This is a genomic window from Pseudarthrobacter phenanthrenivorans Sphe3, from assembly GCF_000189535.1.
In the GTDB taxonomy this organism is placed as follows: domain Bacteria; phylum Actinomycetota; class Actinomycetes; order Actinomycetales; family Micrococcaceae; genus Arthrobacter; species Arthrobacter phenanthrenivorans.
The window spans coordinates 1,227,406-1,241,816 of record NC_015145.1 but is presented as its reverse complement, the minus strand read 5'-3'; the positions used below and the strand labels follow the sequence as shown (position 1 = coordinate 1,241,816).

The following is a 14,411-nucleotide window of genomic DNA, read 5'->3' as shown; positions in this document are numbered from 1 at the left end:
GACACTCCTGAAACGCGCAGCCTGCCGGGGCCGCCACTATCTGGGCTGAACAAGTGCTGCTGAAACAGCAACGGTGGCTATGGTCTTTCAACCATAGCCACCGCCGTCCGTTTTACGCGGCTACTAGCCCTTGAAACGCGGGAAAGCCCCGCGGCCTGCGTAGCGTGCAGCGTCGTCGAGTTCCTCTTCGATGCGCAGCAGCTGGTTGTACTTGGCCACGCGCTCGGAGCGGGCCGGTGCGCCGGTCTTGATCTGGCCCGCGTTGGTGGCCACCGAGATGTCGGCGATGGTGGTGTCCTCGGTCTCGCCGGAGCGGTGCGAGGTGATGGTGGTGTAGCCGGCACGCTGGGCCAGGCTGACGGCATCCAGGGTTTCGGTCAGGGAGCCGATCTGGTTGACCTTGACCAGCAGGGAGTTGGCGGTCTTGGTGTCGATGCCGCGCTGCAGGATGGAGGGGTTGGTGACGAACAGGTCGTCGCCCACCAGCTGCACCTTGTCGCCGATGGAGTCGGTGAGGGTCTTCCAGCCGTCCCAGTCGTTCTCGTCCAGCGGGTCCTCGATGGACACCAGCGGGTAGTCGGCAACGAGTTCGGTGTAGTAGGCGCTCATCTCGGCGGAGGTCAGCGACTTGCCTTCGAACTGGTAGGCGCCGTTGGTGAAGAACTCGGAGGAGGCAACATCCAGGGCCAGTGCGATGTCCTTGCCCGGGGTGTAGCCGGCGTTCTTGATGGCTTCCTGGATCAGGTCCAGTGCTGCCCGGTTGGAGGGCAGGTTCGGTGCGAAGCCGCCTTCGTCGCCCAGGCCGGTGGCGAGGCCCTTTTCCTTCAGCACGGACTTCAGGGCGTGGTAGACCTCGACGCCCCAGCGCAGGCCCTCCGAGAAGGTCTCTGCACCCAGCGGGACAACCATGAATTCCTGGATGTCCACGTCGGAATCGGCGTGGGAACCGCCGTTGAGGATGTTCATCAGCGGAACCGGCAGCACGTGGGCGTTCGGGCCGCCCAGGTACTTGTACAGCGGCAGGTCAGCGGAAGCGGCGGCTGCGTTGGCCACGGCCAGGGACACGCCCAGGATGGCGTTGGCGCCGAGCTTGCCCTTGTTCGGCGTGCCGTCCAGGTCCAGCATGGCCTGGTCGATGCTGCGCTGGTCGGTGGCGTCGAAGCCGGTCAGGGCCGGGGCGATCTGGTCGATGATCGCGTCAACGGCCTTCTGGACGCCCTTGCCGAGGTAGCGGCCCTTGTCGCCGTCGCGCAGTTCAACGGCTTCGTGCTCGCCGGTGGAGGCGCCGGAGGGAACTGCTGCGCGGCCGATCTGGCCGTCGGAGAGCAGGACCTCAACTTCTACGGTCGGGTTGCCACGGGAATCGAGGATCTCGCGGGCGTGGATGGCATCGATAAGCGCCATGAATTTGCTCCTTATGGGCGATTAACGGGGGGATCTTGCAGAAAGACTCGACGTACTCGTCAGAGACCAGCGTAGTCGAGAGTGGTGCGGGTTACGGAAACCTATCCAGCCCCCGGACGTCATGATGGTGCGGCTATCCCTCGCGGGGCAGGCGGGCAGCGCCCTCCTGGTAGCGCCGGACTGCGCCGCGCAGCGCACGCTCGGCATCGAAACCACCGGCATGGGCGGAATGCACGACGGCGAGCAGCAGCTCCCCGAGCTCTTCCTCCGTCTCAGGCTGGGGTGCCGTCGGCGGGTGGACCTGCCCTGCGCCTGCCCGCGCGGCCCGGTCGATGGACTTCTGCGCCCGGGCGAGCGCCGGCAGGGCCAGCGGAATCCCCTCGAAGGGGTCCTGCCGCTCCGGCCGCTCCGCACGCTTCACGGCGTCCCACTTCTGCACGATCTCGTCCACCGTGGCCGGGAAGCGGTCGTGCAGGGAGCCGTCCGGCCGGAACACGTGCGGGTTGCGGCGGACCATCTTGGCACTCAGGCCGCGTGCGACGTCGTCGAACGTGAAGGCGCCGCGCTCCTCGGCGAGCCGGGCGTGCAGCACCACCTGGAGCAGCACATCGCCCAGCTCCCCCAGCAGTTCGGCGTCGGGATGCCCGGCCTCAATGGTCTCGGCCACTTCGAAGGCCTCCTCAAGGAGGTACTCCACCAGCGAGGCATGGGTGAGCGCGCCCATCCAGGGGCAGTGCTCGCGGAGGGAGGCGATCACGTGCAGGAGCTCGCCTACCGGTGTGCCGGCGGTATCGCTGCCCGGATGGTCAGCCAAGGTTTGCGTAGGAGTCGTTGATGTACTCCACCAGCGCTTCCTTCTCCTCGAGGGGCAGGAAGGCCGCTTCGGCCGCGTTCAGCGTCAGCTCGAGCAGGTCATCAAGGTCGTAGTCGAAGGTTTCCACCAGCAGGTTGAACTCGTCGGTCAGCGTGACACCGCTCATCAGCCGGTTGTCGGTGTTGATGGTGACATTGAAACCCAGCTGGTAGAGCATGTCCAGGGGGTGGCTTTCAATGCCCTCGCCGAACCCTGCGATGGCGCCGGTCTGCAGGTTGGAGGACGGGCAGATTTCCAGGGCGATGCCGCGGTCCCGGATCCAGCTGGAGAGGTCGCCCAGGGTAACGAGGCCAACAGTGTCCTCGTCGTCGTCGTCGAACTCCACCATGATGTCCTCGGCGATCCGGACGCCATGTCCCAGCCGGAGGGCCCGGCCGTCCACCAGGGCGGACTGGATGCTTTCCAGTCCCGCTGCCTCACCGGCGTGGACGGTGGCAGGGAAGTTCTGCTGCGCCAGGTAGGTGAAGGCGTCCTTGAAGCGCGAGGGCAGGAACCCGTCCTCCGCTCCAGCGATGTCGAAACCAACGGCGCCCTTGTTGCGGTGGCGGACGGCAAGCTCTGCAATTTCCTGTCCCCGGTCGGCATGGCGCATCGCGGTGATCAGCTGGCCCACCTGGATCTCGCGGCCGCTCTCCCCCACTGCTTCGACGCCTGCTTCAAGCCCTTCCTGCACGGCTTCCACGGCTTCGTCCAGCGTGAGGCCCTTCTGCAGGTGCTGCTCAGGCGCCCAGCGCACCTCACCGTAGACAACGCCGTCGTCTGCGAGGTCCTCCACGAATTCCTTGGCGACCCGGAAAAGGCCTTCGTAGGTCTGCATCACGGCCACGGTGTGGTCGAACGTTTCCAGGTAGCGCACCAGCGAACCGGAGTTGGCCGACTCGCGGAACCATTCCCCCAGGGCCACCGGATCGGTGGAAGGAAGCGTATGGCCGGCGGCCTCGGCCAGCTCGATGATGGTGGCCGGGCGGAGTCCTCCATCCAGGTGGTCGTGGAGGGAGACCTTGGGGAGGTTCTTCAGGTCGAAGTCAATGGCAGGGGCGGCGTCAACAATGGGCTCAGTCACGTTCCCACCTTAGGGTGGGCCCGAGCTCAATGCCAGCGGCTACTTGGCTGCGGGTCCGGTGTCCCCGGCGGCGGGCGCGAGCATGGCCCTGGTGCCTTTTGCTGCGCCGCGTGCACCGGAGGGACCGCCGTCGAGCCACTCATCAACCTCTTCGGCGTCGTTGCGGGCGAGGTGCTTGTGCCACCACCGGAGCCCGTGGTCGATGAGGATGCCCAGGACGATGGCGAACACCACTGCAATGCCCGCGCTGAGGAGCGGATTGTGGTGGAGCCACGGGAAGGAGCTGGCCAGCAACCCGATGCCGATGGAATAGCCCACCCACGTGATGCAGGCGAAAGCGTCGAGGAGGAAGAAGCGGCGGTGCCCGAACCCCGTGCTGCCGGCCACGTAGTTGACCGCCACCCTGCCCCAGGGAATGTAGCGGGCCGTGAAGATCAGCACTGCACCGCGCTTGTCCAGCTCGTACCGTGCCCAGCTGAAGGCTTTCTGGACCTTGGGCCGGCGCATCCACTTCCACCGGGTCAGGCCGATCCTGCGGCCCAGCATGAATGCCATGTTGTCCCCGGCGATCGCGCCGACCAGCGCGGTCAGGCCCAGGATCCACAGATTGGGTTCCCCGCTGTGCCGGGAGAAGGCCGCCAGGGCCACGATCAGGGTCTCGCTGGGGACCACCATGGCAAAGCCGTCAACGAAGAAGAACAACAGCAGGACCGGATAGATCCACCATTGGCCCGCTGCATGGAGCACGGCCTCATTAATAAACTCCACGCGGTCTTGCTCCTATGCAAAGTGCCGTGCCGTCAGCGGCGCAGCCAAAGCGGAAATCGTTCCTAAGTGTCCCACGGCCAAGCCGGGATTCGCTACGCCCTGGCTTCCTGGATCAACGGTTCAACTACGCCCCGGGTTCCTTCATCCGCTCCACCATCGGCGGCCGGCGCCGGACCCGGTTGATCACCAGGTCCACCACGATCCCCAGCGCCACGGCGCACACAATTGCGATCACTGCGCCCAGCAGGTGGTTGTCCTCGAACCACTGGCCAAAGAACAGTCCTATTCCCACTGAATAAGCCGCCCACAGGGTAGCCGAGAGCACGGTGAGGCCCACGAAGCGCAGGTGCGGATAGTGGGTCACGCCGGCAGTGAGGTTGACGGCAACCCGGCCGATGGGGACGAACCGGGCCACCAGGATCAGCGAGGCCGGCCGCTTCCGGAGTTCACGGCCCGCCCAGCGGAAGGCGCCTTGCATCCGCGGTCCGCGCATCCAGGACCATCGCCTGGTCCCCACTTTGCGGCCGATAAGGTAGGCGATGTTGTCCCCGGTGAAGGCACCGATGGCCGCGATCAGCATCAGGAGCCAGGGGTTGGGGACGTCCGCGGTGGCCGCGACGGCCGACAGCCCCACGACCACCGACTCGCTGGGGATGGGCGGGAAGAAGCCGTCAATGACACAGCACGCCAGTACCAGGACCAGCACCCAGGGCTGTCCGGCGGCGGCGAGGATGAAGTCATTGATGGCCTGCATGGGTCCCTATGCTATTCGGTCCAGGATCAGGCGCTGTGCCGGCCGGGATCCCTCGGGCGCGATAACCACTGCATGTTCCAGGGCTTCCCGGGCCCGGGCAAACCGTTCCGGCGTATCCGTGAGCAGTGTCATCAGCGGTTCACCGGCCCGGACCATGGCGCCCGGCTTGGCGTGCATCCGGACCCCGGCCCCTGCCTGCACCGCGTCTTCCTTGCGCGCCCGTCCGGCACCCAGCCGCCACGCGGCGATACCCACTGCGAGCGCGTCCAGTTCCACCAGGACTCCGTCCGCGGGGGCGTAGACCACCTCCGATTCCCGGGCCACCGGCAGCTTGGCCCGCGGATCTCCGCCCTGGGCCTCGATCATGCGGTTCCACACGTCCATGGCCCGGCCGTCCTTGAGGGCGGCGGCGGGATCGGCGTCGTGCACTCCGGCGCAGGCGAGCATCTCTTCGGCGAGCCTGACAGTCAACTCCACGACGTCCTCGGGGCCCCGCCTGCGAGCACCTCCACGGACTCTTCCACTTCAATTGCGTTGCCCGCGGTCAGTCCCAGCGGGGTGTTCATGTTCGTGAGCAGGGCCACCGTGTTGACGCCCGCATCCTTGCCCAGCGCCACCATGGTTTCGGCAAGCTCGCGGGCCTTCGCTTCGTCCTTCATGAATGCGCCGCTGCCTACCTTGACGTCCAGGACCAGGGAACCGGTCCCCTCGGCGATCTTCTTGCTCATGATGGAGGAGGCAATCAGGGGAATCGCCTCAACAGTGCCCGTGACATCGCGCAAGGCGTAGAGCTTCTTGTCAGCCGGCGCCAAGCCCGCGCCGGCTGCGCAGATCACGGCGCCCACGTCCTGGAGCTGGGCCAGGATTTCTTCGTTGCTAAGGTTTGCACGCCACCCGGGGATGGACTCGAGCTTGTCCAGCGTGCCCCCGGTGTGCCCCAGTCCGCGGCCGGAAAGCTGCGGGACCGCCACCCCGAAGACCGCCACCAGCGGCGCAAGCGGCAGGGTGATCTTGTCCCCTACCCCGCCGGTGGAGTGCTTGTCCGAGGTGTACTTCAGGCCGCCGTCGGGCCGCTTGAGGCTGGAGAAATCCATCCGCTCGCCGGAAGCGATCATTGCGGCCGTCCACCGGGCAATCTCCGCGTGGTTCATGCCGTTGAGCAGGATGGCCATGTTCAGGGCGGCCATCTGCTCGTCGGCAATGGCGCCCCGCGTGTAGGCGTCGATGGTCCAGTCGATCTGCTCGGCGCTCAGGACGCCCTTGTCCCGCTTGACGCGGATAATGTCCACAGCGTCGAACGGCTCGGCCTTGTGGTTCTGTGTCACCGGTTCTCCTCAAGGTGTTCGGGACCGAAGGCGTCAGGCAACACCTGGTCCATGGACTTGATGCCCTGGGTGGTCATGAGCTGCATGTCCGGGGCGCGGAACTCGTAAAGCAGCTGGCGGCAGCGTCCGCAGGGCATCAGGACATTGCCGCCCCCGTCCACGCAGTAGAAGGCGCGCAGCAGCCCGCCTCCGGTCATATGCAGCTGGCCCACCAGCGCACACTCGGCGCACAAGGTCAGCCCGTAGCTGGCGTTCTCCACGTTGCAGCCGCTCACGATCCGGCCGTCCCCGGTGAGGGCGGCGGCCCCCACCGGGAACTTCGAATACGGCACGTAGGCCTTTTGCATGGCGGCGATGGCAGCGGCCCTGAGCGCGTCCCAGTCCACGGTCCCGGAGTCCAGGCCGCCCGCGCCGGTCACCGGAACCACGCCGTCACCCCTTGACATAGGGAATACCGCTGGCCGCCGGTCCGCGCGACTTGCCCACCAGTCCGGCCACCGCCAGGACCGTCACCAGGTACGGCAACATGGCCATGAACTGGCTGGGGACGGGCGTGCCGATGATGGTGACGATGCTTTGCAGGTTGTCCGCGAACCCGAAGAGGAGTGCGGCGAAGAAGGCGCCAATCGGGTTCCACCGGCCGAAAATCAGGGCCGCCAGGGCAATGAAGCCGCGGCCGCCGGAAATCTCCTTGGTGAAACTGTCAATCGCCACCAGCGTGAAGAAGGACCCGCCAATACCGGCCACAGCTCCGCCCAGGGTGACGTTCCAGAAGCGGGTGGCGTTCACGTTGATGCCCAGGGTGTCGGCGGCCTGCGGGTGCTCGCCGACGGCGCGGACCCGCAAACCCCACCTGGTCTTGAACAAGCCCACCCAGACCACCAGCACGGCAACATACATCAGGTAGCCCACCAGCGACTGCCGGAAGAGGATCGGTCCGATCACCGGGATGCTGGACAGCACCGGGATCTCAATGATGTCCAGGCCGGGCGGGGAATTGAACTGGGCCTTGTTGGCCTGCATGACAGTGCTGAACAGGAACCCCGTGACGCCCGAGACCAGCACGTTCAGGACAACGCCGACAATGATCTGGTTCACCAGGTACTTGATGCTGAACAGTGCCAGCACCATGGAAACCACGGCACCGGCAACGGCAGCCGCGAGCAGCCCGATGAAGGGGTTCTGGGTCATGCTGGCCACGATGGCTGCGGTGAAGGCCCCGCCCAGCAGCTGGCCCTCAATGGCGATGTTCACCACGCCCACCCGTTCGCAGAGGACGCCGGAGAGCGAGCCGAACACCAGCGGAACGGCGAGGGTGACTGAGCCTGCGATCAGGCCGGCCAGGGAAATGCTCGGGGTACGGGCACCGCCCACCACCCAGATGAGGAACGCGGCCACGAACAGGACGATGAAAGCCACCGTCAGCCAGCCCGGGGCGGGCCTGTCCTTGGTCTTGAGGTAGACGGCGTAGCCCGCCAGGCCCAGCAGAAGGATGGACAGCACCAGGCCTCCGGCAAAGGCATTCACTTCGAGGGCCGGGAGCTGGAAGAAGTCGCTGCCGGTGGAGATCCCGAAACTGGCGGTCTGGTTGGGTGCGAGCAGGCCGAAGAACACCAGGGCGATCAGCCCGAAGGCTGCGAGGAGCACCGGCGTCTTCCAGCCCACCGGTTTCGCGGAGACGGCGGCGGCGCCGGCGTCCTTTTCGTTTCCTGGCTGGGGATTGCCGGGCTTGGGTGACGAGACTGCCGTGCTCATGCTGCACCTCCGGTGGTTGCTGCCTCGCGGGACTTGGCGGTGCGGGCGGGCTTCTTCCGCCGGGGGTTCAGGCCGAAGATGGCCCGTACCAGCGGCGGAGCCGCAATAAACAGGACAATCAGTGACTGGACCACCAGGACGATGTCGATGGGGGTTCCGGTCTGGATCTGCATCTGGACAGCTCCGGCGCGGAAGGCGCCGAACAAAAGACCGGCGGCGAAAGTCCCCCACGGCGTCGAACGCCCCAGCAGGGCAACGGTGATGGCGTCGAAACCGTACGTTGCCGCAACGCCGTCGGTGAGGACCTTCTCCGTGCCGGCCACCTGGGCCACGCCGGACATGCCGGCCAGGCCGCCGGCAATGGCCATCACCAGGATGGTGGCGCGGGAAACGTTGATGCCGGCTGTTTGTGCTGCCTTGGGGTTTGCGCCCACGGCACGGAATTCGAAGCCCACGGTGGAGCGGTTCAGGAGCCACCAGACCAGGACGGTGGCGGCGATGGCCAGGACAAAGCCGAGGTGGAGCCGGTACTGGGTGCCGAGGATCTGGGGGTAGACCGCGGTGGGATCCAGGATGGGCGAGATGGGGTTCGACTCCCCCGGCCGCTGGAACGCCGGGGTATTCAGCAGGTATCGCAGGAAGTAGAGCGCGATGTAGTTGAACATGATGGTCAGGATGACCTCGTGCGCACCGGTCCTGGCCTTGAGCAGGCCCACGAGTCCGCCCCAGAAAGCGCCGCCGACGATGCCGGCCACGAGGACCAGGAGGAGGTGCAGGCCCATGGGCAGGTCGAGCGCGAAACCCACCCAGGCGGCCAGGATGCCGGCCACGATGATCTGGCCCTGTGCGCCGATGTTGAACAGGCCCGCGCGGAAGGCCAGGGCTACGCCCAGGCCGGCCGTGATGAGCGGGGTGGCGATGGTGAGGGTCTCCATGAACGGGGCGAACTGGGCTGCCACGCTGTTGCCGCGGGGGTTGAAGACCGAGCCCTGGAACAGTGCGATGTAGGACCGGGTTGCCGCGTTCCAGACCGCTGTCAGGAAGTCGGTGGGGCGGGCGAAGAAGTAGGTGGACGTGGTGGCCACCTGCTTGTCCGTGCTGGCAATCAGCAGGCCGCCGATGATGAGCGCGAGCAGCACCGCAAGGACAGAAACCATGCCGCTTCCGGTGAAGATCTTACGGAGCAGGGTGTCCGGTCCGCCCGGGAGCTTCCCGCTTTGGGCGGTGGCCGGGACGGCGGACGGCTCAATGGCGCCGCCGGCTGTGTCAACGGATACGACGGCGGCTGCCTCCTCGACAGCGGGCGTGGCCTGCTGCGCGTTGCCGTCATCACCGCGGGCCGTGTGTTTGGGTGGGAGCTTTTCAGACATGGTCGCCTCCTTCGGCGTCGGAGGTGGTTGGCGTGGTTGCGGGGGCGCCTGCGTGTTCCTCCGGCGGTATCCCTGCCATCATGAGGCCCAGGACGTCGCGGCTGGTGCCGGCCGGAACCACTCCAACCAGCTTGCCCTTGTAGAGCACGGCGATCCGGTCAGCCAGTTCCATCACCTCGTCCAGCTCCGTGGAGATGATCATCACCGGCGTGCCTTGGTCCCGCTCGGCCACGATCCGCTTGTGCAGGAATTCGATGGAACCCACATCCACGCCGCGGGTGGGCTGGGAGGCGATGAACAGGCGCAGCGGGCGGGACAACTCGCGGGCCATCACCACTTTCTGCTGGTTGCCGCCGGACAGTGTTCCTGCGGCGAGGACACCCGAGGGGGTCCGGACATCGAACTCGTCGATCCGGCTCTTTGCGTTCTCCAGCACCCTGGCAGGGCTCATGCTGATGCCCTTCGCGAAGGGGGCTTGATCGTAACGGTCCAGGATCAGGTTCTCCGCGATCGAAAACGTGCCGATCAGGCCGTCGACGGAGCGGTCCTCGGGAACGAAGCCCACGCCCGCGTTGAGGATCTCCTTCACGGACCGGCCCAGCAGTTCCTTGCCGTCCAGCCTGACAGACCCCGTCACCCGCTCCTGCAGGCCCAGGATGGCCTCGGTCAGCTCTGTCTGGCCGTTTCCCTGGACCCCGGCGATCGCCAGGATCTCTCCCCTGGCAATATCGAAGCTGAGGTGGTCCACCACGTGCTGGCCATTGGGTGCAATGACCGTCAGGTCCCGGACCTCGAACGTCTTCTCCTGGGGCCGGGCAGGTGCCTTGTCCAGCGTCAGGCTCACGGCCCGGCCCACCATCATGGACGCCAGCTCCGTGGTGGAGGCGGCCGGCTCGGCCGTGCCCACCACCTTGCCGCGCCGGATCACCGTGATGGTGTCCGAGACTGCCTTCACTTCCCGCAGCTTGTGGGAGATGAACACGATCGAGGTGCCCCCGGACTTTAGCTGGCGCATGATGTCCAGCAGCTCGTCGGTCTCCTGCGGCGTCAGTACGGCCGTGGGTTCATCAAGGATCAGGACCTTGGCGTTGCGGACCAGTGCCTTGATGATTTCCACGCGCTGCTGCACGCCCACCGGCAGGTCCTCCACCAGGGCATCCGGATCCACGTCAAAGCCGTATTGGTCCGAGATTTCCTTGATCCGCCGGCGCGTTTCGTCCAGGTCCAGGAAACCGGCAGCTTTGGTGGGCTCGGCGCCGAGTGCCACGTTTTCCGCCACGGTGAACACCGGAACCAGCATGAAGTGCTGGTGCACCATTCCAATGCCGGCCGCCATAGCGTCACCGGGCCCCCGGAACGTCACGGGTTTGCCGTCCAGGAGGATTTCCCCTGCGGAGGGCTCATAGAGCCCGTACAGCACATTCATGAGGGTGGACTTGCCGGCCCCGTTTTCACCCAGCAGGCAGTGGATCTGCCCGGGCTCAACCACCACATCGATGTGGTCGTTGGCGAGCAGGCTGCCAAAGCGTTTGGTGATCCCTCTGAGTTCAAGTTTCAAAACTCTGACCAATCTCGAAGCGTCCGGTGATCGACCGGACGGGATATATGGCTGCAGCACCAGCCTAGTGGGTGCAGTCCTGGATAGGCGGGCTGCGGCCCGGTGAGGGGCAGCCAGCAAAAAGCGCCACCGCCCGGCCAGTCGGTAACCAGCCGGGGGTGGCGCTCACTCGGGGATCAGGCCTTCGGGCTGGCCGCGGACTCCACCTTCAGTTTGCCGTCGATGATGTCCTTCTTGATCTGCTCCAGCTCGGTCTTCAGCTCAGCGGGAACCTGGGAGTCAAGGTCGTGGAACGGCGCCAGCTGGACACCTTCGTTGGCCAGTGTGCCAACGTACGGCGTGTTGCTGAACTTGCCTTCCTTGTCGTCCTTCACCACGGCCTCCACGGCGTCGCCCATGGTCTTCATGACGGAGGAGAGCATGATGTCTTTGTAGTCGGGAGCGGTCAGGTAACCGTCGGAGTCAACCCAGATCAGCTTGACGTCCTTGCCGGCGGCCTTGGCCTCCTTGAGCGCCGAGCCCGCACCCTTGCCCACGGGACCAGCCACGGGCATCACGATGTCGGCGCCCTGGTCCAGGAAGTTCTGGGTCAGCTGCTTGCCCACATCCTGCTTCTCGAAGTCGCCGGTGAAGCTGCCGTCCTGGGCTTCCTTGTTCCAGCCAAGGAGTTTGACGTCCTTGCCCTTCTGCTCGTTGTAGTACTTCACGCCGTCCGCGTAGCCGTCCATGAAGATGGTTACGGTGGGAAGCTTGATGCCGCCGAAGGTGGCCACGGTGCCGGTCTTGGTGGTGCCGGCAGCCAGGTAGCCGGCGAGGAACGCGGCCTGGGCCGTGTCGTAGATGATCGGCTTGACGTTGGGGATCGGGGTCTCATAGCCGAAGTCCACAATCGCGAAGTGGCTGTCCGGGTTTGCCTGGGCCTGGGCTTTGGTGGCGTCGCCCAGCAGGAACCCGACGGTCACCGTGAGGTCGCAGCCGGCACTGACCATGGCACGGAGGTTGGGCTCGAAGTCGTTGTTGGTCTTGGACTCAACCTGGTTGACCTTGATGCCGAGGTCCGCTTCGGCCTTCTTCAGGCCCTCGTAGGAAGACTGGTTGAAGGACTGGTCGTCGAATCCGCCCGAGTCGGAGACGATGCAGCCGGTGTAGTCGCTGGCGCCGGCAGTTGAGCCGCTTCCGGCTTCGGGGGCTGCGCCACAGGCGGTCAACAGGAGTGCGGAAGCACCGAGGGTAGCCACGCCGGCCATTGAACCGCGCTTGAACCTTGCACGCAGTGAGTTCTTCAATTTTCCTCCAGGATGAAGAGAGTGGCGCTACGGCTCGAATTCAATGAGTGTCCGTTTCTGCACTGAAATTCTGTTTTCACTGAGGGCACGCAGCACTGCGCCGGAGCGCACTGATGGCACCAACTTTAGTGTCCTGCGCCACGTCCCAATAGCACGTCGGCAAGGTATCCCGGAGATTGTTTACAAGTTGTTACCAACCAGTAGCTGCGGGCAGGGGCGCCGTTCCAGGAGGCGCCCCTGCAGCAGGCGCTAATCGGCGGCCGGCTGGAGCCGGACCAGCATCTTTCCGGTGTTCGCCCCGTCCAAAAGATCCATGAACGCCTGCGGCGCATTCTCCAGCCCGTCCACGATCGTCTCGTCGTAGCGGACCGTTCCGTCAGCGAGCCAGCCGGCCATCTTTTCGGCGAACTCGGCCGCGTGCTGCCGCTGGCCGCCCACCAGGAAGCCTTTGAGCGTGAGCTGCTTGCCGATGGCCAGCATCAGGTTGCGGGGAGCGGGAGTAGGCTCGGTGGAGTTGTACTGCGCGATCGCTCCGCACATGGCCACGCGGCCGCCGACATTCAGGACGGCCAGCGCCGCCTCGAGGTGTTCCCCGCCCACATTGTCGAAGTAGACGTCGATGCCGGCAGGCCCGGCAGCCTTTTCCAGTTGTTCCCGGACAGGCCCGTCGTGGTAGTCAAAGGCGGCATCGAAGCCGAGTTCCAGCAGCCGGGCCACCTTGGCCGGCGACCCCGCGGATCCGATGACGCGGGAAGCGCCCATCGCCTTTGCGATCTGGCCAACCAGGGAACCCACTGCGCCAGCCGCGCCCGAGACAAAGACTGCGTCCCCCGGGGCGAACTCAGCCACTTTGAGCAAGCCGGCATAAGCCGTGAGTCCGGTCATGCCCAAGGCGCCGAGGAACGCTGACGCCGGGGCCAGGTCAGTGCGGGCAGGCTTCGTGGCAGCCGATTCCACCACCGCATAGTCGCGCCAGCCAAGGGAATGCACGACGACGTCCCCCTCCTTGTGCGCTCCGGAACGGGACGCGACCACCTCACCCACCGCGCCGCCGTCGAGCGCTTCATCCAGCGCGAACGGTGCCGAATAGGACTTCACGTCATTCATCCGTCCCCTCATGTAAGGGTCAACGGACATGAACAGGTTCCGCACCAGGATCTGACCGTCGCCGAGCTCCGGAAGCGGGGACTCGACCAGCCGGAAGTTCTCCGGAACAGGCCGGCCCACCGGACGGGAGGCGAGCCGGATTTCGCGGGCAGTTGCGGGAAGGCTCATGCGGCAAACTCCAGGATCTTGATGTCCACGCTGATGTTCCCCCGGGTGGCGTTGGAGTAGGGGCAGATTTCGTGCGCCTTGGCCACCAGCGCCTCGGCGGCCTCCAGGCCCAGTGCCGGCAGCGCGACTTCCAGTTCTGCCGCGAGGCCGAAGCCTGCTCCGTCCAGCTGTCCCAGGTGGACCTTGGCGGCAACAGCCGAATCCGTCAGGTCGGCCCGTTCCTTGCGGCCCACCAGCCGGAGTGCGGAGTGGAAGCAGGCTGCGTATCCGGCGGCGAAGAGCTGTTCGGGGTTGGTGCCGTGGCCTGTTCCGCCAAGCTCCACGGGGCTGGCCAGGCTGACCTCCAGTTTGCCGTCGCTGCTGCGCGCGGTCCCGTCGCGTCCTTCGCCCGAGGCGAGGGCCTGGGCAGTGTAAAGAGTCTTCACGGTAGATCCGTCCTTGTTGGGGTTAGAGAAATTTCGACGATGCGTCAGTGGGCCGCGTGGAGGGCGGCGGTGAGCTTGCCGAGCGTCCGGCGCAATTGCTCGAGTTCCGTGGCGGACAGCCCGGCGGCATCTGCCAGCCGCTGCGGGATGGCATTGGCCCGCGTACTCAGGGCGCGTCCGGCCGACGTCAGGTGGATGGCGACGCGCCGCTCATCCTCACCGGAGCGCCGGCGTTCCACCAGCGCCAAAGCCTCCAGCCGTTTCAGCAGCGGGGACAGGGTTCCGGAATCCAGGCCGAGCTCCTCGCCTATCTCCTTCACGCCGCGCGGCTCGCTTTCCCAGAGCACCAGCATTACGAGGTACTGCGGGTAGGTCAGGCCAAGCTCCTCCAGTACGGGCCGGTAGACGGCCGTTGCTGCCCGGGAGGCCGAGTAGAGCGCAAAGCAGACCTGGCGGTCCAGCCGGGGTGCATCAGTCATGGGAAAGACGCTAGCGCACAATTAGATTGTGCACAACTTACCTGAAGGCAGACGCGCTGCGAGAGTGAGGATGTG

General features: G+C 65.9%; 13 protein-coding genes and 1 pseudogene. All 14 read right to left on the bottom strand.

From position 1 onward, the window contains the following. Positions 1-123 precede the first annotated feature (123 nt). Complete coding sequence (gene eno / locus ASPHE3_RS05800) at positions 124-1,404, bottom strand: phosphopyruvate hydratase (RefSeq protein WP_013600299.1); 1,281 nt, start codon at positions 1,402-1,404, stop codon at positions 124-126. A 133-nt stretch (positions 1,405-1,537) separates the two neighbouring features. After that, on the bottom strand, positions 1,538-2,128 hold the full coding sequence (locus ASPHE3_RS05795; RefSeq protein ID WP_041652624.1) for a MazG nucleotide pyrophosphohydrolase domain-containing protein: 591 nt from the start codon (positions 2,126-2,128) through the stop codon (positions 1,538-1,540). A gap of 82 nt (positions 2,129-2,210) precedes the next feature. Continuing rightward, positions 2,211-3,341: an adenosine deaminase gene (locus ASPHE3_RS05790; RefSeq protein ID WP_013600297.1), complete on the bottom strand. Its 1,131-nt coding sequence runs from the start codon at positions 3,339-3,341 to the stop codon at positions 2,211-2,213. A 39-nt stretch (positions 3,342-3,380) separates the two neighbouring features. Then, positions 3,381-4,109 carry a DedA family protein gene (locus tag ASPHE3_RS05785; protein WP_013600296.1) on the bottom strand — a complete coding sequence of 243 codons (729 nt, stop codon included), beginning with the start codon at positions 4,107-4,109 and terminating at the stop codon, positions 3,381-3,383. Positions 4,110-4,233: 124 nt separating this feature from the next. Beyond that, on the bottom strand, positions 4,234-4,863 hold the full coding sequence (locus ASPHE3_RS05780; protein WP_013600295.1) for a DedA family protein: 630 nt from the start codon (positions 4,861-4,863) through the stop codon (positions 4,234-4,236). 6 nt (positions 4,864-4,869) lie between these two features. Beyond that, positions 4,870-6,188, bottom strand: a pseudogene (locus tag ASPHE3_RS05775) (thymidine phosphorylase). Beyond that, a complete protein-coding gene (locus ASPHE3_RS05770; RefSeq protein ID WP_085930061.1) occupies positions 6,185-6,634 on the bottom strand; it encodes a cytidine deaminase in 450 nt (149 codons plus the stop codon). The pseudogene ASPHE3_RS05775 and the gene ASPHE3_RS05770 overlap by 4 nt, the downstream one beginning before the upstream one ends. Then, entirely contained in the window at positions 6,621-7,943 is a 1,323-nt protein-coding gene (locus ASPHE3_RS05765; RefSeq protein ID WP_013600293.1) for an ABC transporter permease, read from the bottom strand. The genes ASPHE3_RS05770 and ASPHE3_RS05765 overlap by 14 nt, the downstream gene beginning before the upstream one ends. After that, a complete protein-coding gene (locus tag ASPHE3_RS05760; protein WP_013600292.1) occupies positions 7,940-9,313 on the bottom strand; it encodes an ABC transporter permease in 1,374 nt (457 codons plus the stop codon). The genes ASPHE3_RS05765 and ASPHE3_RS05760 overlap by 4 nt, the downstream gene beginning before the upstream one ends. Then, a complete protein-coding gene (locus ASPHE3_RS05755; RefSeq protein WP_013600291.1) occupies positions 9,306-10,871 on the bottom strand; it encodes an ABC transporter ATP-binding protein in 1,566 nt (521 codons plus the stop codon). Before ASPHE3_RS05755 ends, ASPHE3_RS05760 begins: the two co-directional genes overlap by 8 nt. 176 nt (positions 10,872-11,047) lie before the next feature. Next, positions 11,048-12,157 (bottom strand): BMP family lipoprotein, encoded by a 1,110-nt coding sequence (locus tag ASPHE3_RS05750; protein ID WP_013600290.1) that lies wholly within the window; start codon positions 12,155-12,157, stop codon positions 11,048-11,050. A 249-nt stretch (positions 12,158-12,406) separates the two neighbouring features. Next, entirely contained in the window at positions 12,407-13,432 is a 1,026-nt protein-coding gene (locus ASPHE3_RS05745; protein ID WP_013600289.1) for an NADP-dependent oxidoreductase, read from the bottom strand. After that, positions 13,429-13,857 (bottom strand): organic hydroperoxide resistance protein, encoded by a 429-nt coding sequence (locus tag ASPHE3_RS05740; protein WP_013600288.1) that lies wholly within the window; start codon positions 13,855-13,857, stop codon positions 13,429-13,431. Before ASPHE3_RS05740 ends, ASPHE3_RS05745 begins: the two co-directional genes overlap by 4 nt. Positions 13,858-13,901: 44 nt before the next feature. After that, entirely contained in the window at positions 13,902-14,336 is a 435-nt protein-coding gene (locus ASPHE3_RS05735; protein ID WP_013600287.1) for a MarR family winged helix-turn-helix transcriptional regulator, read from the bottom strand. Positions 14,337-14,411 lie beyond the last annotated feature (75 nt).